This is a genomic window from Ruminococcus sp. AM42-11, assembly GCF_003480145.1.
GTDB lineage: Bacteria > Bacillota > Clostridia > Lachnospirales > Lachnospiraceae > Blautia_A > Blautia_A faecis.
Window position 1 is genome coordinate 1 of the sequence record NZ_QUIO01000047.1, and the last position, 19,698, is coordinate 19,698.

Genomic DNA, 19,698 nt, shown 5'->3' on the forward strand with positions numbered 1-19,698 from the left:
GAAAAATAAATATATCTCATAAGCTAAAAAGTGCAGAGAAGTATATTATACAGTTATACGTCTCTGTACTTTTTTGCTTATGATGGTCATATCCTTAATGAAATCATTGCAGGTAACCGTCGTCTCTCTTCGTGAGGGGCAAACCCTCAAGAACTTGGATTATCCTGTATAATATACTTCTCTGCATTTTCCTATCTGTATTTAATTTATATTATCACTACAATCTTGTAAGTTATTAGCTATCTATTGACTTATTTGAAATCTAATTCTATGTCAATATCGATATCTTCCTCAGTACTTTCAAAAGAAATTGGTTGGTCAATATCGATTTCCTCTGGAACGGTTTTACGGTCGTTTTCAACACTTTCCATTTCTTTATTATCAGGTACCGCAGACTCTGCCTGAGTGGTATCTATTTGGACAATATCCACACGGGCATGGATTGAATATTCTTGTGCGGCAAGAATATTCAATTTGGACATATAATTAAGGTATTCTTATTTCTAATATGTAAGATTTTGGAGAAAATAGCATTTTTTAGGAGGCACCATGAAGGTAAGCGCTCAAATGGCATAAAAGGAGCGTGTTCCAAAATGATTTCTTATTTTTTCACACGCCCTTTTTTCTAGCCGTTATGAATTTGCATATGTTAAAGTTCTGATGCATTCCATGTATGAAAGGTCTTTAATTATGGAAACGGCTTGGTTCTCACAATATTCCGCGTCGTTTATATGTTCCTGTATTTCTTCCATATTTTTCTTATATTCTTCTACTATATTTTTTTCATTCTCAAAATATTCCTGAAGATCTGTACACATTTTTCGATATACAGCTATTTTTTTGTTTCGGCATTTCTTTTCAAGCTGTATTTCTGCGTTTTTTAGCACATTTTTCATATATTTGTCTGTTTTCTGTGCCCTATCTGCATCATTTGGTATTTTCAAGATATCAACAAACTCCTGAGAGTCTTGTGAGATATTACTAGCAACATAATCTGCTATTGTATTATGTATATCATCTACAAAAGCATCACTGATTTGATAATCGAACTGTTCCATAACGTTTTCTGGGAATATTTCTGATAATACATCAATAAATGAATTAATGTCATCTTCTATCTGATCCACCAGATTATCCTCATATTTTTTTGCCTGTGTAGCAACATTCAAACGTACTTCTTCGCACATTTTGTGTATATCAATGGTATCCTGTATTGAAGTATTATAATCATCGAGATCTACTGCTTTTTCGAGAACTGGATTATTATATTGAATTTCAATCCCTGCCATTTCTATATCTATGTTTCCGGTTATTTCTCCAACTTTTTCAATTGCTGCTCCAACGGTCCGGCATACTGCTCTTTTAACATTCACCGCAGCCCTGCCTAGAAAAGAAAATAATCCCATAATATGACCTCCTTCACATATTCTTATATAAATCAGAATTAGCTTTTATTTCTCTTTCCAATTTATTTCTTACTTCTTTTACCTTGACAAGAAGTTCTTCCAGATCAGCATTGCCCTGTTCGAGTTCCTCTATTTGGTCTTTTTCATATTCCCTGTTTTCTGTCAGCTGTTTTAAAAACTGTTTCGTATCATCCAGATAAATAGATGCATTGTCATTGATGACTTTCATGCAGCTGATATAGTCATTCGTAATCACATCTATGATATATTTTCTCTTGTTCTGTAATACAAATTTATCAATTTTATGAAAAAGTTCGTTTACGCCGGCATATTTTAAAATTTCGTCAGACTTCGTGTTTACATCGGAAAATTCCAGATCCTCATCAATTTCCAGCAAAGCTTTTTTGAATTTTTTCTTGTCTTCTTTTTCAAGGTCGATACCATTAAGAACTTGTAATGTCATCAAATGCATCTCAGCTGCAATAAATGAGAAACGGCTGACAGCCATGCTTTCATTATCGTACAGTTCCCCCAGACGAATTAAAAATTCTTTTACTTTCTTTTCTCCAGCTTCATTTGTGAGCATATCTTTTTTGGTTGCAACTACAAATATTTTACTGACATCATTCCCTTTATTAGCAATGACCTTGCTTAAAAAATTGAATTCTGGCTGGCATGATAAATTTTCTCCGGTGATGCACGCTAGAATCCAGTCTGCATTTTTAATATATTTTCTGGTAATATTAGAACGGTATTGCACAGGATCACTTAATCCAGGTGTATCAACTAAGAAAACATCATGCGGCATAGTATTGCTCTGGTATCCAACTTCTATTTCTTTTACAAAAAAATGCTTTGGCGCTTCGGAACTGGACCATTCCATCATTAAATTGGAAAGTTCTTCGGATGAACAGGTGATATATTTCTGTGGCTGGTCTAAATAGTCGTATTTAATATTATCAGCTTCTAGTCTTTTGTACTCACTCTGGAATACCGTCGCAGATTTTGTAGTATTCCATAGGGCATTCCACTGTGTCTGTGTATAGAACGATATTTTCAGGTAATTACCCTCTTCTGTAGTGCGGTACTTTACAAGTATGGAAGTTTCAGGCGTCGGATCCACACTTGCCAATCTGCTTCCGATCAGGGCATTAATCAGGCTTGATTTCCCAGCTTTTACCGTACCAACAACTGCAATTTCAATTCGTCTTTTTTTATAATCAGCAAAAAATTTCTGTGAAAGTCCGAATATTTTCCTATATACGGGAGCATTTTCTTCCCCTTTGTCTTTCATAGCCTTGGAAGCAATTTTTTGGATTTTTTTCATTTTTTTAAATTTTTCATCTAACTCAGGATAAAGCCAGTCATCGTCTTTTGTATTAGACGCTCTAACCGTCTGCGACAAGTCTTCTACCTCCGATATACATTTTTCTTTAATGTCAAAATCTGCAAGTTCATATGGGAAATTTTTGGATATTGCACCGCAAGAACTGCAAACTAATTGATATGATCCCATTGGATGGCCACATACTTGGCATATGGCAGAAACAGATGGCATCATCAATTCCAGGTTTTGAACTTTTCTTTTATATTTTGAAGCAGATTTTTCCTGTTTTTTCAGCATATCATCGTGTTTCTTTAATTCCTGGTGATTTAGCTGTGCGCCATCAATTAATTGTTCTGTTATCTTCCCTGCTTTTTTCTGGTTCCTTGTAATTTCGTTCATATGAGTACTGGTTTTTCTGAGTTCTTGTGCCACTTGTTCATACTTATTTTGAAAGGGTGCAGCTCCAACTTTCATTCCAGCTTTAAATATTTTTTCTTGTTTTCTTTTTCGCATGTTATTCCTCCACTGTGTTAATCGTCCAGGACAATATCAAACCATTGTTGTTCTAAAAATTCTTTTTTTACTTCATAGATAAAATTTCTGTCTGATATAAGGCGGTATATTGTAACCATAAACCCACCAAGATCCAGATAATTTAATGATTTTTTTACTAATATGGCATTACCAGAAATACTTCCAATCACAGCGCTTACTGCAACTGCTATTACATTGCTGGCTGATGCAATAAGGTTTGAATAACTTAAAATTTTTCTGGTTTTTACAGCATATAAATTTCGGTTTCCATCTGTTGATTCATCATAGTATAAGCCATGAATCATCCCAATAATAGAATTAATTAAAACTGCAAAACCTGCCTGCTCAGAAGTTTTTAAAAGATTTCCCATGTCCAGGCCATAGTCTGCCAGGGTTCTTGCAGCTTTTACAGAAATGCTGGATATAACCGGAATAGGAAGGCTTGCCGTAGAATATATGTCGGATTTTAAATGGATAGCTTCCTTCATAAGTGAAACACCCATGATCTCTTTTCCATCCATTCCTTCGTTTATAAGCTTATTTTTACAAGAATCCAGAACTTTGAAAGTATCCGCGTGCATGGAAATTTTATCTCTTGTAGCACCATTTGCGGTAACACCAGTTAAAACATGATAAGAGCTTAGCCCCTCGCTAACCGTAACGGTACTTGTAGCAATGTTCATGGTTCCAAACAACCAGCCCAGCAATGGGTCATGCCCAATTGTTTTGGCTCTATGTGTAAATCCGCCTCCGATTCCTAATTCATAATCCTTACTGCCGTAAATTGCATCAAAGGGTACTGGATTTGTTATGATTTCATCAAGTGATGGACGGTACAAACGATGTTGTCTGTCAGAATGTTCCTTTGTATGTCCCTTTGTCTTATTAGCCGCAGTTTTATCATCTGTTCTTTGAGTAATGGTTCCAATAATGAATTGCCGAATACATTGAAGAGCTGTTGCGAAAAGTAAAAATTTTACATCTGTCTTATTAAGCTTGGTAGCTTTTTCAAATTGAAGATCTATATGTTCAATCAGTGTATCTGAATATTTTGCAAGCTCAGCTGTTCTGTCAGCATCAACTGCTATTCGGTTTAAGTCATACTGCCAGCCATAAAGTTCTGCAAGGCTGACTTCGTTTATCTTTTTATTTTCTTTTTTGAGGCGGTTGTAATTTACCATATTTACACCTCCCTGTCTTCGATAAGCTCGATATTACTACCCTGCTTTTCAGCCACATATCAATCCCTTTTCCGAAAACTTCTGCCAATATGATATAACTGCCATTTTCTTCAGACAGTATTTGTGCTGTTGGAAGCCTGTCCAGAATAGCATCTACATCAGGACCGAGATAACGGAATTTTACTTTCTGAAGCTTTCCGCCATACATGAACTGGACACGTTTTCGGAATTCTCCCTCTTCAAAACGGTTCCGGTATGGCACATGGAACTGCTCATCCAGAATTTCAACCTTTTTTATCCGGTCAATACGGTATATGGTAGGAAATGCGTCATTGCTTACTTCAAAATACTGGGTTAAGACTTCATCATCAATAAACGCTGTAAGGTAGAAATAATATTCAGAAAACATAATGGCAGCAGGTCTTAGTTTTCTGGATACAATGGACTTATCCTTTGTCCTCTGGTATTCGATCTGCACATAGTGGTTAGTCCGGATTGCTTCGCCTAGTTTCCAAAGCAAATCAGAACAGTCTTTTTTGTGTCTGGGTTCTATGTAATGAAACAGTTCATTATTTGTCAGATCCAGCATATGCTTCTGCTCTTCGGCTTCGACATTACGGGTAATGATATTCGAGAGCAGCTTCTTAATTTCTTCTTTCGGAAATGCCCTGCTGTCTAGAAGAATCTTGCATATTGCAAGGATTTCCCCATTAGTTAATTTTTCAGCCCGTATTTTTTCTAGCCGGTATCCTTTTTGCTTCTGGTCGTAAACAACAAGGCAGGTTTCTCCTGGGTAATCATCAGATGTTTCCAGGAAACTTCTAACTTCGTCCAAATCCCGTTGGATGCTCCGTTCATTAACTCCAAATTTTGCAGCTGTATCAGATTTATTTACGATATATCCATTAACAAGCTGGTCATACAGGTATAATACACGAATCGCTTTATTTCCACTGTCTTTATCCATGACACTTCTCCTTTCTGTGGAAAATTATATCATAGAGGAAGGACATATATTGTCCATACAGCGATATTGTTTCTGGTTTTCATTATACCATAATAGGCATCGTTGTGCGTATTTTCATACGGAATATGTCGGATTTTTGCATATTTCTCAAGATCTATGTAACTGGCAGACCACATTTTTACAATACATTTTTCCATGATACAGGAGGCATTAACACACAAACAAGCTACTGAAATAACCGGCTATTCCTAACACATATACCCCATATTCGGCAGAGATTTTTATTCCATGTATCAACTGGTATACCTTAATTATCTGCCGCACACTGTAACAGCGCAGCTGGAGCTCCCACATCTCCTGACACGCCTACATTCAATATAGGTCTGATTTCTACGGAGTCTGATTTACTTCCTTCTTTGTTAATCTTATCCAGCCCTTTGCAGTCGGAAATAATATTAGCGTGGAAATTTATGTCCTTTTTAAATAAGGTATCGTACTGAATATATTCCTTTATTATTTTCCCTGAAGCCCTTTTGGTAGAACAATTCTTAAAATCACAATTTTCAATATAAGTAACTACACCATGCGGTTTTTCAAATACATCTGCTTCAATCAAAAAATTGTCACCCAGCTCTACCCCGTCAAAAATGCATTTTTTAAGATAATTAGCTCTTGTTTTTGATGACTTTGTTCTTGTAAATGTTATACAGGAAATCCTTTTTGAAATAATGCTTTCTTTTGTATTTCTCGTATTTATAAATTGGCAGAACTCAACAGATATTCCACCATCATAACCGTATGGGCGAATTAAATTATCATAGCAGGAAACGAACTGGCAGTTTGTTATTTGAGTGTTGTCATCGGTAGCAATTACATCTGTGCATTCAACAAACACACAGTTGTCTATACAAGGTTCATCGTCATCGTCGGAATAATAATTCTTCATTGTGTGAACTGGATTCGTACATTTTTCAAATCTGCACTCAAAAAATTTATGGGCATCAATCGCTCCAGAATAATCTTGAGAAATCCCCTTGAATAAGCAATTTCTAATCTCACCAGTACGGCTTTCAAAGTAAGTTAGCATATTCTTACTGCTTTTTTTCGCAATACCGGCTTTCTGAAATGTTTCTTCTTCAAAAATACAGTTATTACAGAATTCCACTTTATTATTTGTATTATTATTTACTCTGATAAGTGTTCCATGCCAACCGCTTTCTTCTTTTGGGTAAAAAGGATTTAATCCATCCTGTATAATCATATTATTTTTTATGACACAATCAGATTTTTCCCAGAGATATAATGACAGAAAATCTTCCAGACAATTATGTAACCGGCAGTTTGTCATAGAAAACACACAAGTCTCCCAGGATTTGGATTTTATAAAGTAAGAGCAGTCTTCAAATGTGTCGTTATCTAATGTAACCTGAGTATCACCATCACAAGTGATAAAGGTATTTTTATCAAATCCCTTGCAGAGAATAACGGAATTTGTTATGGTCAGGCTCGAATTACTTCCAAGTGTAATTTCATCCCCATCGTCAGTCTCATTGTAATTTATGATACAGTGGTCAAAAATCAGATTACCTTCGCAGTTAATATATGCTTTCAAGTGGATATTTTTGTTCTTGTAGGTTTTGGTTTCCCCAGGCTTAATCTGCAGGATCGTAGAAATTACTTCATCCACCATTTCTATATTTTCCTCTGCACTGGCTATGTTTTCATCATCGCCATCTTTGAAATCCATAGTGAAAAAGTCATCCGGGGCTTCAAAATTATCCTCCTGGTATTTTGTGAAGAATCCATCCAGGCCGCGTAAATTGTAAAAAGACTGAATCTGCTTTTCGATTGCTTTTATGGTTTTGTTTCCAAAATCAAATTCGTAAATGAAGTCCTCATATGCGTCATATCCTTCATCTGAGCAGTTTTTCAGAAACATATATTCCATGCAGCAGTTCAGGATTCGTTTTTTGCTTTCCGCATCCATATCTTCGAGTGCCGCTGTCGGATGATCCATCTGTGCATCAACATTCAGATATTTTATGACCTTGTTGGCAAAAGTCTTCTGGTTCTCTGAAGCATTCCCATCCTGGGCGTTAATAAAATATAAGCACGCACATAAGACTTTCTTATTTTTCTCTGACAGTTTGTTTAAGTCCATGTCAGGTTTCATTCCCAGCGAGATATCTTCCAGTTTCTTTATTTTCGAAAAAGATACAGGTTCTGCTCCTGTATCCTCCTAATATCTTCCATGGATTCCACCACTAACCTGGATACGCTGGAATCATTATCGGAAAGCCTCATTAAGAGTTCAATCAGTATCTGCTGTGCCTGCGCTAAAGTGCTCACCTGTTCGGCGATTCTTTTCTTACCTTTCTGTGAAAAAGTAACCATATCAAAAACACGGTTGTACCACTTTTCCTTTTTGATGGATTCAAACTGTTCCTGAGATGCGGAAGAAAGTTGTTTTACAGCCATTTTTAAAGCATCATAGTATTCCTGGCTCCCGCTGTACATTTCAGGATTCATTCTCACTTCTTCTCCCATTTTATTCATTCTCCCTTCATTTGTTCGAAAACATGGAAATTTGATTCAATCTCTGTCTGAAGCTCGTCTGCCCTGGCAACGTCAGCTTTTATTCTTCTGTTATTTGCCTCAATTTTTTCATAATATTCAGCCAGGTTAAAGGTCATCCCGTATACATACCCTGAGGCATTTAAGATTGCACCATAAGCGCCTTTCCCGAAGATTTCATCCAGAATGTTGGTACATACCTTGCCGAAATATACTCCAATAGCGAGTCCGGATACAAAGCCGATAACTCCGCCTGGGAGGAAAATAGTCACAGCCCCCATGGCTCCGCCTACCAATGCACCTTTTAAAGTATCTTCTGCTACACTCTCAAAGGCCTCCCGTGCATCAAGTTCCCCGTTTTTGTATCTCACATACGTGGTAATTGTAGAAATGGTAACCGCAACAGCTGCACCTACTACGGCCCCCTGTAACATCTTAGAACCAATCTGCTTTAATGTCGGGGCTGTGCTGGCCTGCCCATCCAGTATTTTCTGTTCCAGTCTCTTGTTGGAATCCTGGATCTGTCCGGAAGAATTTTTTTCAACGACCGGATTTTTAAGCCCGGCCTTTTTTGCAGCCTCTTCCGTGCCCTCAGGTCCAAAAATGATATCTTTTTCGGTTGCCGTACCCTTCTGGATTGCCTCTTTGACATCATTGATACCAGTGCTGTTACTTGTCATGGGATTTTTGGACGCTTTAATCGTAGTCCGGCTTATCTCTTTTCCCGTAAACCTGTTTATGGTTACCCCATCCACCCCGGGGGCATTATTTTCCAAAAGCGTACTCTTCTGCCACAGGTTGGACACTTCCCCCTGCTTCATCCGAACCCAGTCCACTTCCTGTCCATAGCCGGTTAATTTGCTTTCAAAGCTGGATAATGCCCTTGGGCTGGTTTCCGAAATTTTCCGGACGTTCTCAAAATAGCTTTTTGCGGATTCCGGATTTGAGAATACGCCGGACCTGGAAAATGGTTCCTCGCTCAGTCTTTTAAATACCTGAATGTCCCTGGCAAACTGCTGTGTTCCCTCATAGGATAAATTGGTACCTGCAAGTTTGTTAATTCCCTGTGCCGTTTTATCCAGAAGCTGGCTGGTAATGAATACTTCCGAGCCAGCCATTACTGTAAAATCCGCAGCCTCTGTTAACCATTCGGGATGTTTTGCTAACTGGCTTTTGATTTTAGGGCACATTTCATTATCATCATCATGTATCTTTTTACATTTTTCGCAATACCATTTCATTCCCTGTCCCCCTCTAACCGTTGTCTGGCCAAAGCTGCTATTTCCTCATTTCTGTCTTTTGAAAGATACTGGAGCGTATGGATTCCGGTATTTTTATTACAGGCTGCTGCTCGTCTGACTGCCCGGTCCTTATCATGTGCCGCTATGTCCAGAATAGGCTCGGTTGCGAGATCAGATTCCGCTGCCGCTACTGCCACATCAATATTATTATCTGTAACGTATTCCAGTAAATCAGCTTCAGTTACCTCTCTATTCTTAATCATTCTTATGATATCCATTTCTCTCTCCTGTAGCATCCGCATTTTCTTGTCCATCTTTCTGATATTTATCCAGCATGAAATGTGGAGGCTCTGAATCCTGTCAGTTGTACCACTTTTTGTTTATGAGATAACTATATCATTTGGCATGGACACCATATGTCTATGTGCTAAAAATAAATCCTGCCAGCTGTCTGTATATGGAAGAAACCTTGGCTCTGCTTATTTTCATATGGATTTCATATAGTATTTATTCTAGTATTTAAAAACAATCTTTTTAAAAACCAAAGAGACTGGCAACTGCTCCTTTTGCTTTATTCCATACATTGGAAACTTTTTCAACCGCCTTGTCCTTGGCTGTTTTTAATATATCCACTGCTGGTTTTGCTACTACTTTTGCTGCTGCTGCAACTTTTTTTTCGGTGTTGTAGATGGATTCTCCAAGCTTGGATCCACCAAAGTAACCTACCATGCCGCCAATAAATCCAGTTGCCACAGCGATCCCAGGCCCTACTACCGGCACCCATGCAAGCTTCGCCCCGATGACAGCACCTTTCGCAGCTCCCTTTGCCATACAGCAGAGTCCTCCTACCATGGAAGTGGTGACACGTCCCATCTGGTCGAGCCCTTTTGTTACGGACAATTCACCGGAGGCAATTTTGCCAAGGATTTTTACATTTTCGATTCCGACACAGGCGATATTGGCGATTACACCGGCTGGTGTTGTTTTCGGGATAAAACGTATAACGCCCCTGCGGATGGCTACTTCCAGGGTTCCGGCAGTTACTGTTTTAATGGAAGTATCCACTCCTGTATTGATGGCAGTTTCCACCAGCTCATCCTCATCGATCACTTCGCCTTTAAAGATCTTTGCCGCGATATTCAAGCCGGTTGTCACGGCAGCCGCCTGGAGTGCCATGGCACCAGCATTTTTCCAATATTTATGGCGAGGTCTTTCGTCTGGTAGTGGCTGTAATCCAACACAGGAGCGGTATTTTCACTCTGGGCCTTTTCCTGGAGGGCTTTCATCTCCTCTTTTGTGAAGGATTTTCCTTCTGCTCCCCAGGCATCGATATGGTCCGTGATGGTCTTTGAGGAACCTTTTTCCTTGAAATAGGCCCGTACCTCTTCCAGCTGTTCCGATGGCACGACAATCCGCTGGTTGTTATAATTTCCACGTTCCAAAAGTTCGATCGTGCTTTCGCATCTTTGCCGAACTTCAGCTGGTAGTTCTGGAACTGTCCTGTGTCATGGTTGATCGCACGCACGTCTACGGAATTGGCCGCATGGGATTCCAGGACTTCTACGGAAATGTTTTTCCCCTGTAACGTGGCGCTTAATTCTGTTGTCTTTGCAATCATGTTTTCTGCAATGTTGCCATCCAGGTTCGGGCTCATCATGATATGACCGTCTGTGCTTCTGGAAAGCGCATCCGCGAGTTCCATGTTTTTCGCAAAAAGTGCATCATCTATCTGTTGTAGGGATTTCCCGAAATCATTTACAGACATGCCGACAGATGCTTCCTGGAGTTTTTCTGCCAGCCAGTTTTCTTTGGAAGTCCCGGACGCCGCAGCCTGGCTGCAGGATTCTAAATTCGAATCAAAGGTCTGTATGGATTCCGTAATATCTTTTGCTTCCTGTTTTGCCTCTTCTACAGTCATATCCGGAAGCTCTGTCTTAAAAAGCTGTTCCAGCCATTCCTGGTCATTCATTTCAGGAGCTTTTTCCTTATAGGACTTTAAAAATTTCCGGAACAAGTTTTTCATCGTGACGGCTTCCGCTTCTGTCAGGTATTCCTGTCCGCCTTCCATTCTTTTATTTTCTTCTGCCATTGGATATTCCTCCTTTATTTGGATGCATTCTTGAATTTACGTGATTTATATTCTTCTTCCATTTTCTTCAGGGAATCTGCCATGATTTCAGACAGGGAATTGGTATTTTTCACAGCTTCCAGCAGGTCCTCTGTTTTTACGCCATTCTTATCATCTGCGAATGCCGCTTCCACCGCATCTTTTACGACTCCCTCAATATCTGCCCCACTGAATCCGCTAGTTTTATCCACGAGCGTTCTAATGTTGATATCGTTCAGATCCTGTTTCCTTCTTTTACTGATATGGATCTGGAAAATCTTTTCCCTCTCCTCTGCATTTGGAAGGCCTACATAAAAGATTTCATCAAACCTTCCCTTCCTTAATAATTCCGGAGGAAGCTTTGTGATATTGTTTGCAGTTGCAACCACGAAGACCGGGCTGGTCTTCTCCTGCATCCAGGTAAGGAAGTTTCCAAATAAACGGGTTGTGACTTCGGCACCGCCGCCAGATTCCCCAATACCGGCAAAGGCCTTTTCCAGTTCATCAATCCATAAAACGCAGGGGGAAATAGCTTCTGCCAGAGCAATCGCTTTCCGGAGGTTTCCTTCTGATTCCCCGACGTATTTTCCCATCAGACGTCCCATATCCAGACGCAGCAGCGGGACTTCAAAGAGCTTTGCAGCAGCCTTTGCATTTAAAGACTTTCCACATCCCGGGACTCCGGCGATCAGCACGCCTTTTGGCATATCTACACCGTACGCACTGGCTTTATCCATGTTTTTATATACTTTTGCTTTCCGTTTGAACCATTCCTTCAGGTTTTCCAGCCCTCCGATGTCTTCCATTGTTTCATTTAACGGGATCATTTCCAGGATACCTGCCTTCTTGATCATCTGCTGCTTCTGGTCAAAAATCAGGCTCAGGTCTTCCCGGTACAAGTCCCCCCGTCTGGAATAGGCCAGTGCAAGAAGGTTCAGGATTTCATATTCTGTCAGGCCCTTTAATGCAACGGCGAATTCATCAACCAGGCTTTCCTGGATAGGTTTTCCTGGCATAACTTCTTTCTGGAAGTTCAATATGACCTGTTTGATTTCATCCGTGCCAAGATAATCCATTTCCAGTATGGTCATATACTTTTCCAGGCCTTTTGGGATGACCAGTATGGAAGAAACGATAATAATGGTTGCAGGCGCACCCTGGTTGATCAGCCTGGCCAGACCTTTTATTTTAGATACAATCCTGGGGTCCTCCAGATATGGCGGCAGGTCTTTCAGAAGGATGATTTTATCTTCCAGCAGGACTGGTGTTTTAGCTGGTCCAGCATCTGTTCCAGTCCGCAGTCTTCCATAACAGGTGTGCCTGTTTCAAAGTTAATATATCCGTTGCTTTCGTTCCATTCATAAGCTTCCCTTTTATAAGTACAACTGATTTCAGAAATGATGGTATCAACCTTGTCTTCTTCATATGTATTTACGTAAAGGACGGGGAATCCGGCATCCATGTAATGCATGATCTTAGATTTGAGTGTTGCTTTTTCATTCATATCCTCTTACCTCCCATAATAATCTTTGTTTTTCTCTTGTTAACTCGCTTTTTCTCACATTTTCATTTTTTCATAGAGATTACTTCTAAGTCTATGTCATTCCCCTTGGCCATAAATCATGGATATACGGATGTTTAGGGTACACAAAACAAGACGTCGTCTTATTCTGCTATGATCGGCCTCTCTTCCCCAACTCCTTACGGCAGCCTAACCTCCCATATCATACGGGATCTCCTATAACTTCAGGGTCCTTAATTCCTTCGTTCTGCTTATCCATAAAGGGGTGTCATGATGCTCCATTGCTGAGTCTCTGCTCTGATGGTAAAAAATCTGACTTGGCTCTTTATGTTTATGAAATTCTTCTGTTTCTTTCAGCACCTTGCGGCGGACGTCTCCTGAATCTCACAGTTGATCTTCTTATGCTGCCTGTGGCTGCCTGTGAATGTCAGAAAGCATCTTCTGCGCATCATAGGTCACTCCATTTGCAAGGATGGCATAAAAGACTCGTATCAGCTTACAGCTGATTGCAATCACGGATTGTTTCTTCTTGAGCGGATTGTTCGCTCTTGTCGTGTAATACTCATGCAATGACTTAAACTCTGGATTCGTAGCTATCAGCGGAATCGCTGCATTGAACAGTACTGCCCGCAGCTTACTCCGCCCTCTTTTACTTATGGTCGTCTGTCCTTTGTGCTTTCCAGAGCTGTTCTCCCGTAATGAGAGTCCTGCCAGCTTTTGTATCTGTCTGGGTGATTCGAAACGCCTCACATCACCCACTTCTGCCAGAAATCCGGCTACCGTGATCACTCCTATACCTTTGATGGCAAGCATCTGCTCGCTTTCGGGTATCTTCCTGCACAACTTTTCTATCTCCTCTATAACGGCGTCAAGCTGTGCCTTTTTGTATTCGTAATCCTCGAGCAATAGCTTCATTTCATACTGGGCAGCCGAAGAGCCTTTCTTTAAGCCAATGCTGCGTTTTGCTGTCTCACACAGGGTCGTTGCCCTTTTCATTCCTACAGCCCTAAGCTTTGCATCTCGCCAGATTTGATTGATTTTCTCGGCTCCCAGTTCCACGATTGCTTCCGGAGTACAAACTTTCTTTAGAAGCAGCATACTGCTCTGTGCTTCATAGTCCCCAAACACATCTGTGTACTCGGGGAAATATATGGCGAACCATCTGGCAAATCTGTTTTTGATCTGGGTCATCTCCCTGATGAGTCTCTTACGATTGGTCACCATAATTCTTAAATCAGCATACACACCATCCGGTGTATACGGTGCAGAATACCGGCCCTCGGTAACCAGCTTTGCGATCACCTTCGGATCCTTCCTGTCATTCTTGCTTTGGCTGTTGTCATCCAGTTCCTTGGTCTGCTTTACCGTATAAGGGTTAACCATAACCAGGAGGATGCCCTCATCCTCAAGATAAGCGCCAAGATCAAACCAGTAATGACCTGTCGGCTCGATACCTACGATAACATCTGACTTTCTGTACTTGTCCTGTAAACGCTGCATCCATGCTTTAAAGGCTTCAAAACCTTCTCTGCTGTTGCTGAATGTAAAGACTTTCCCAAGTTCAATGCCTCTCCAGTCAAATGCTCTGGCATACTGTGTCGTACTTCCGATATCAATTCCAACTACCAAAGTTGATTCTTTTACTTGATTGATTTTTTCATTCTGCTTATAATTCATTTGTGGGTGTCTCCTTTGAACGATGATTTGTCAACCGGCCAGTTAACAATCATTATTCTATAGGTGGCACTCATTTTTTGCAAACCGGTTATTTGTTACTTAACAGGAATGCTCCATTCTAATGTATTTTCGTAAATATGCCCGTTATATCTTTGTACTTTGTGGTTGGAAAGGCAGATCCGGTATTGTGGTATTTTATTTACCTCGTATCCAATCCCTATTCCGCTGCCGCTGACACTGTCTTCCGAATAGGAACGGCAGTACAGATACAAATACCCTTTCCACATCCTCATTTTCCGGTCCAGGCATTCTTTCCCATTATATTTTCTGCTTACGATACATAACGGTTTTTCCTGGCCTGTCGCTGTGTCAGTTTCAAATAACTGGTATTTTTCATCCAGGTTATTTGTTTGTATGACGGCTAAACGGTATTCCGTCTTTGCATCCCTCCATAACGCCTGTGTGGAAAAATGGCTGTCCCCTTCATATTTTTTCAGATCCCTGGTCTGCGTATTGTACACGTAGTAATAATATTCTTCGGAAGCAGACTTGTAGGTATCTTTCCCCCATACCATCAGATAGTGGTTTGTCATATCAATTCCAAGGACATTATAAGCAAACAGGATCGGCTGTTTCTTTTTGCTTTCCAGGTTAAAACTGTAGATCTCCTGATCGGTTCTCGGGCTATGCTGCACCCTGAAGTATGCATTTTCACCTGTTTCATCTATGAAAATATTGGTTACATCTTTATCCAGCGTATAGGCCCTGCTTTGGTGCGTATGGATATCTATGAAAAAAAAAGTGTCTTCTCGTGGAGCCTGTCCCCTGAGGAACAGTTTTCCATTACGGATGCATAATATTTTCATGGGTTCTTTTCGTTCCAGGTCAAATACTGCTGCTTCCTGGCCCGTTTCCAAATCCAGGGAAACGATTTCATACTTTCCAGTGTATTTTCCTTTTTCCCTCATGAAATAGATATTTTTTTCATCCTGTGCAGCGTTGCGGTAAAGCATATCCAGGTCATGGAAAGAATAGAATGTTGCATACCGGTTATTTTCGTCATTGAATTTATAAAGATGCTTCGTTTCCATGCATACCATTACGTTAGATATTCGTTCGGCCTTGCGCTTTTCTTCCAGTATTTCCAGGTATTTCTGGTCAAACACAATGTTTCTTAACGTAATCCTCTTTTTTTCCCAGTCAACTTCTTCTTTGGAATCAATCACTGCAACCGGATTGTTGATTCCGGTATAGGTGACTCCGACTGCTGATAATGGAATAGAAAACTTATCCCCGCACAGATAGATTTCCTTTACGCCGTTATCCAGGAGGGTATACAGTTCATTCTGGTCAAGCGCAACCTGCCCGATGATTTTTTCGGCCATTTTGTCAATTGTGTTTTTATAGTTTTCATCTTTTATACAGCTTTCCATCCGGAGGATTCTCTGCTTTTTTAGAGTTTCTTTCTGTATGTATTCCGCTGTATTAATATGTGAAACCTCCAAAATGTCACATAATCTTTTTATGCTTTCAGGATCCTCCGGATCTAACTCCTGTATCTGGTCTGCCATGCCATTCAGGCTCCTGTCATGCAGCCATCTGACAAGCGTTCCATTTTTTAGGTAGTCCAGTACTTTCGGTAAAGAAAAATGTTCTTTTAATTCTTCCAGGCTTCTAACGTCTGTTCCATCATCCATTTTCAATGGGAAAGTTAGTTTCCACATCATTTGATACCTCCGTATTTTATTTAATCAAAAGTCTTTTTACGTATAAAGAAGTCACGGCCATCTATGGTGGAATAACTGAGGTCTTTTAACTCTTTTCCTTCCAAGGCTCCCTTTGCTGCTGTAATCCAGTCCTTTAACTGGTTTTCATCGTAAATAAACATGGAAGCAGCGTCTGAAATTGTACGGAGGTTTTTCGTATACTCATCGTCCATTCCCGCCAGAAAAAGCATCCAGAACAGTAAGTGCCCCTTGACATTGCATGGAGTACCAAGAGAACAGGAATTACATCCCTCCAGGCTTTTTACGACTGAATCGGTAATATCTGGATAAGCCCACATATTGCTTACCATTGGATTTTTACAATCATATCCCTGCATGAATGCATTTCCGAATACCGCTTCCATCCATTTATTTTCCGGTTTCCGCTTTATGAAAAGTTCCAGAATCTTATCTTTATAGGTACACCTGCTTCCTCCAAAATATTTATCCAGGTTTTTGACATATAGTTCAAATCTCTGGCCCCGTACACTGAAATTTTTATTGTATTGAACTGCAGTAGTTTTTCCATAATAGGGTTCAATAATAAATTTTTTTACATAATCAATTTCATCCAACCCCAATTCACTGAAATACCCGATTGCATTATATATTTCATATAATTTTAAGCCTGGATATTTTTTATAGATGGCAACCTCTTTATAAATGATCTTTTCCAGTTCTGCAACTTTATCATCATCCAGATATTCACCCATAATTTTGTTGAATTTCATTTTATATTCATCCAGCAGGGCCACATCCTCTGCATCAAAATTTGACAGGTTTAACGGTATGTGTTTTTTATAAAACGCCTGGTCTATAATAGCCTGTGCAGTTTGATTCGCAGATGAAGAAAAAGGGGTAGATTTTTTATTATCTGTTCCTTTAGAAAGACTAAGGGTAAGTTTTACCATTTGGTTTATTGAATCTTGTATACTTTTCGTAACACATTGTATATTTTTCGTAATATTATAAATATAATAAGGATCTGAAAAATCACCATTTTTATCATATTTAAAAATATCTATGGAATTTCCAGTACACAAATTCGGATCAAAATGAAAGGAAAGGAATTCATTTCTAAGCAGTGCATAAAATTTTTGGCGCTGTCTGTTATCAGGATTATCAAAATAACGGCCTAACCTTGATGACGGCTGGTAGTCTGGGCTGATACTGTTATATGCATCCGCATTCTTCTGTCCTGTCATATTTATGTATTCCTGGTCAAAAGCTGTATTCACAAATGAAATTCCTTTTTCTTTCCAGTTGACTTTTTCCCTGGAAGCAATGACAGCTGTCGGCGTATTGATTCCGATATACCTGACGCCTGACTGATCCAATGGTATGGAAAATTTATCTCCACAAAGATATATTTCCTTTTCCCCTTTGTTTAACAGCTCCAGTAATTCATCCTGGTTAAAGGCAATCCGGTCAGTCACATCTTCATAGGTTCTGTCAGTGGTGTACCGCTTCAGAAGAAAAATCCGGTCAAATCTGCAGGCTTCTTCCTTGGAAAAGCCAAGAATACGGCACAGCTGTTTGATACTATCCCTGTTTTCCGGATCTAATTCCTGTACCTGGTCAGCCATATCATTCAGGTTCCTGTCCCGCATCCATGTAACGAGCGTTCCATTTTTAGGTAATCGAGTACTTTCGGCAAAGAAAAATGTTCTTTTAATTCTTCCAGGCTTCTGGCTTCTGTTCCATCATCCATTCTCAATGGAAAGGTTGGTTTTCTCATTATTTCGTACCTCCATATTTTCGCAGGAAAAGCTCTGCCTGTTCTTTTACCCTGCGTACTGTGGCTGCTGGTGAAAGAATGACCAGCTTCTCTACAGGCTGTCTAAATGCCCATCCTATAAATTCATCTTCTGCTGCATGAATTTTAAAAAGGCAGTATATAAGGTCTTTCTGAACCAGCTCCGCATCTGGGAACTGGTCCAGTACAGACTGGTAAAAATCATCGGTGCATTGGATCTTTATTTCAATAAATGAGCTTCCGGGCATCTGGCAGATACTGCCGGCATAGTGGACCTGGTAGTCCTTTACCAGATTCTGTTCCTGTTCATCCTGCATCTTAAGGACCTCAAAAGAAATTATCTGGTCTAACGGGTAACTGGATAAAACCAGTTCGTCAGTATCCATACATAGTCCGGTCAGATATATGGATCCATAATGAAAGGTTACATTACAGGGAATCAATTCGCAGTATGTCTCTCTTCCATCGTTTTCCTCATACCGGATTCCAATACACTTTTTCTCCCGGATCATGCGGACGAGGTCTCCGTGCATTTTCAGCAGGGCCTTATTATGTATAGGTGGACGGTATGTTTTACAGACGGATTCTTTTTCCAGTTTCAGCTTTTTGCCGCTTTCTGTGTTTTCCAGCAGATGCCCAAGCAGGATTTCAAATTCATCTTTCCTTAAGACAGACAAATCCTGCAACAGCTGTTCCAGGAAAAGATATTCCATTGGTTCCAGAAGTTCCCGCCTTGTCCCGCCGATAAAATAACAGTTCTGCTGCCGGTCATATTTTAATTCCGTGAAACTGAAACTTTCACTTAAATATGTACGGATTACTTCAATATCCCGGTCAAAAGTGCGTGGAGAGCATTCGTTTTCAAAACAGAAAAGAGTTTTATTGATCAGTTCTCCTGAGGCAAGTTTCGAATACAGCAGCAGGAGCCGCATGATTTTATCCATAACATTCTTCCCTTCAGCTTTATGGACATATTATACCATGCGGCAACGCCATATGTATGACGATGTTATAAAAATATGTAACTTTTTATTTATAGAAATTTATAAAAACCAAAAAGAAAAGGACCGGTTTCCCAGTCCTTAATATTTAAAATATAGCCTTTGTCATGAATCAGTTCTTTGAGATTTCGGTCACGTAACCTACCGGGCCTCCAACTCTTTTTACCCTGATCGTTACACTCTCGTAGCTGCTGTTTGCAAGCACGAATGTGTCATGGCGATGAGAATCTTTTGCAGCAGTAAACCTGCAGAGGATCGGATACTTCTCTACCGCATCTAGGACATCCTGTCCAATGGCCATGTGACGGCGTCCCAAAATATGGATCCCGCTGTCAGTGACAACCATTACCTGCTCGCTGCCGTGAACTTTTGAGATAGCTCTTACGTTTCCGTAATGATTTTCGAAGGTATCGGCATATACGCCTGCAACCTCACCATCTTCATCTTTCTTTTCATAGACTTTGATCTCAATAAGATCAATTCCGTCCATATCGACCGGTGTGATAAATTCGTAACCGTCAAGATCATCTTTGGTATTAAGAGCCTTGTTTCTTTCAAAGAAAACAAGAACCCCGTTATCCGTTTTAATGTCTTTCACATATTTATCTAAGGCCATATTGCAGAACTCTCCAATACTGC

Annotated in this window: 20 protein-coding genes; all 20 read right to left on the reverse strand. The window is 40.0% G+C overall.

Annotation, left to right across the window (positions count from 1 at the left end; genetic code table 11):
- Nucleotides 1-251: 251 nt before the first annotated feature.
- Complete coding sequence (locus tag DW904_RS19350) at nt 252-482, reverse strand: hypothetical protein (protein WP_118583750.1); 231 nt, start codon at nt 480-482, stop codon at nt 252-254.
- A gap of 150 nt (nt 483-632) precedes the next feature.
- Nucleotides 633-1,406: a hypothetical protein gene (locus tag DW904_RS19355; RefSeq protein WP_118583752.1), complete on the reverse strand. Its 774-nt coding sequence runs from the start codon at nt 1,404-1,406 to the stop codon at nt 633-635.
- 13 nt (nt 1,407-1,419) lie between these two features.
- Nucleotides 1,420-3,246, reverse strand: coding sequence for a dynamin family protein (locus tag DW904_RS19360; RefSeq protein WP_118583754.1), 1,827 nt, complete (start codon nt 3,244-3,246; stop codon nt 1,420-1,422).
- A 17-nt stretch (nt 3,247-3,263) separates the two neighbouring features.
- Entirely contained in the window at nt 3,264-4,448 is a 1,185-nt protein-coding gene (locus tag DW904_RS19365; RefSeq protein ID WP_118583756.1) for a hypothetical protein, read from the reverse strand.
- On the reverse strand, nt 4,414-5,415 hold the full coding sequence (locus DW904_RS19370) for a WYL domain-containing protein (RefSeq protein WP_118583758.1): 1,002 nt from the start codon (nt 5,413-5,415) through the stop codon (nt 4,414-4,416). Before DW904_RS19370 ends, DW904_RS19365 begins: the two co-directional genes overlap by 35 nt.
- Nucleotides 5,416-5,722: 307 nt before the next feature.
- Nucleotides 5,723-7,576, reverse strand: coding sequence for a hypothetical protein (locus tag DW904_RS19380; RefSeq protein WP_147422349.1), 1,854 nt, complete (start codon nt 7,574-7,576; stop codon nt 5,723-5,725).
- A 38-nt stretch (nt 7,577-7,614) separates the two neighbouring features.
- Nucleotides 7,615-7,962 carry a hypothetical protein gene (locus DW904_RS19385; protein WP_118583764.1) on the reverse strand — a complete coding sequence of 116 codons (348 nt, stop codon included), beginning with the start codon at nt 7,960-7,962 and terminating at the stop codon, nt 7,615-7,617.
- 5 nt (nt 7,963-7,967) lie between these two features.
- On the reverse strand, nt 7,968-9,230 hold the full coding sequence (locus DW904_RS19390; RefSeq protein ID WP_118583766.1) for a hypothetical protein: 1,263 nt from the start codon (nt 9,228-9,230) through the stop codon (nt 7,968-7,970).
- Nucleotides 9,227-9,508 (reverse strand): hypothetical protein, encoded by a 282-nt coding sequence (locus DW904_RS19395; protein ID WP_118583768.1) that lies wholly within the window; start codon nt 9,506-9,508, stop codon nt 9,227-9,229. Before DW904_RS19395 ends, DW904_RS19390 begins: the two co-directional genes overlap by 4 nt.
- Nucleotides 9,509-9,764: 256 nt before the next feature.
- Nucleotides 9,765-10,385 (reverse strand): hypothetical protein, encoded by a 621-nt coding sequence (locus DW904_RS19400; protein WP_118583770.1) that lies wholly within the window; start codon nt 10,383-10,385, stop codon nt 9,765-9,767.
- On the reverse strand, nt 10,382-10,516 hold the full coding sequence (locus tag DW904_RS24675; RefSeq protein WP_279254407.1) for a hypothetical protein: 135 nt from the start codon (nt 10,514-10,516) through the stop codon (nt 10,382-10,384). The genes DW904_RS19400 and DW904_RS24675 overlap by 4 nt, the downstream gene beginning before the upstream one ends.
- Nucleotides 10,513-11,319, reverse strand: coding sequence for a hypothetical protein (locus DW904_RS19405; RefSeq protein ID WP_118583772.1), 807 nt, complete (start codon nt 11,317-11,319; stop codon nt 10,513-10,515). The genes DW904_RS24675 and DW904_RS19405 overlap by 4 nt, the downstream gene beginning before the upstream one ends.
- A 14-nt stretch (nt 11,320-11,333) precedes the next feature.
- Entirely contained in the window at nt 11,334-12,428 is a 1,095-nt protein-coding gene (locus DW904_RS19410; protein WP_243110498.1) for an AAA family ATPase, read from the reverse strand.
- 140 nt (nt 12,429-12,568) lie between these two features.
- Nucleotides 12,569-12,841, reverse strand: coding sequence for a hypothetical protein (locus tag DW904_RS24270; protein WP_243110499.1), 273 nt, complete (start codon nt 12,839-12,841; stop codon nt 12,569-12,571).
- 417 nt (nt 12,842-13,258) lie between these two features.
- On the reverse strand, nt 13,259-14,536 hold the full coding sequence (locus DW904_RS19415; protein ID WP_118583774.1) for an IS110 family transposase: 1,278 nt from the start codon (nt 14,534-14,536) through the stop codon (nt 13,259-13,261).
- Nucleotides 14,537-14,631: 95 nt separating this feature from the next.
- Nucleotides 14,632-16,263 carry a hypothetical protein gene (locus DW904_RS19420; RefSeq protein ID WP_118583776.1) on the reverse strand — a complete coding sequence of 544 codons (1,632 nt, stop codon included), beginning with the start codon at nt 16,261-16,263 and terminating at the stop codon, nt 14,632-14,634.
- Between the two features lie 20 nt (nt 16,264-16,283).
- Entirely contained in the window at nt 16,284-17,888 is a 1,605-nt protein-coding gene (locus DW904_RS19425) for a hypothetical protein (RefSeq protein WP_118583778.1), read from the reverse strand.
- A gap of 5 nt (nt 17,889-17,893) precedes the next feature.
- Nucleotides 17,894-18,040: a hypothetical protein gene (locus DW904_RS23100; RefSeq protein ID WP_202187782.1), complete on the reverse strand. Its 147-nt coding sequence runs from the start codon at nt 18,038-18,040 to the stop codon at nt 17,894-17,896.
- Nucleotides 18,040-19,002 (reverse strand): WYL domain-containing protein, encoded by a 963-nt coding sequence (locus tag DW904_RS19430; RefSeq protein WP_118583780.1) that lies wholly within the window; start codon nt 19,000-19,002, stop codon nt 18,040-18,042. Before DW904_RS19430 ends, DW904_RS23100 begins: the two co-directional genes overlap by 1 nt.
- A 169-nt stretch (nt 19,003-19,171) precedes the next feature.
- Entirely contained in the window at nt 19,172-19,675 is a 504-nt protein-coding gene (locus DW904_RS19435; RefSeq protein WP_147422350.1) for a hypothetical protein, read from the reverse strand.
- Between the last annotated feature and the right edge of the window lie 23 nt (nt 19,676-19,698).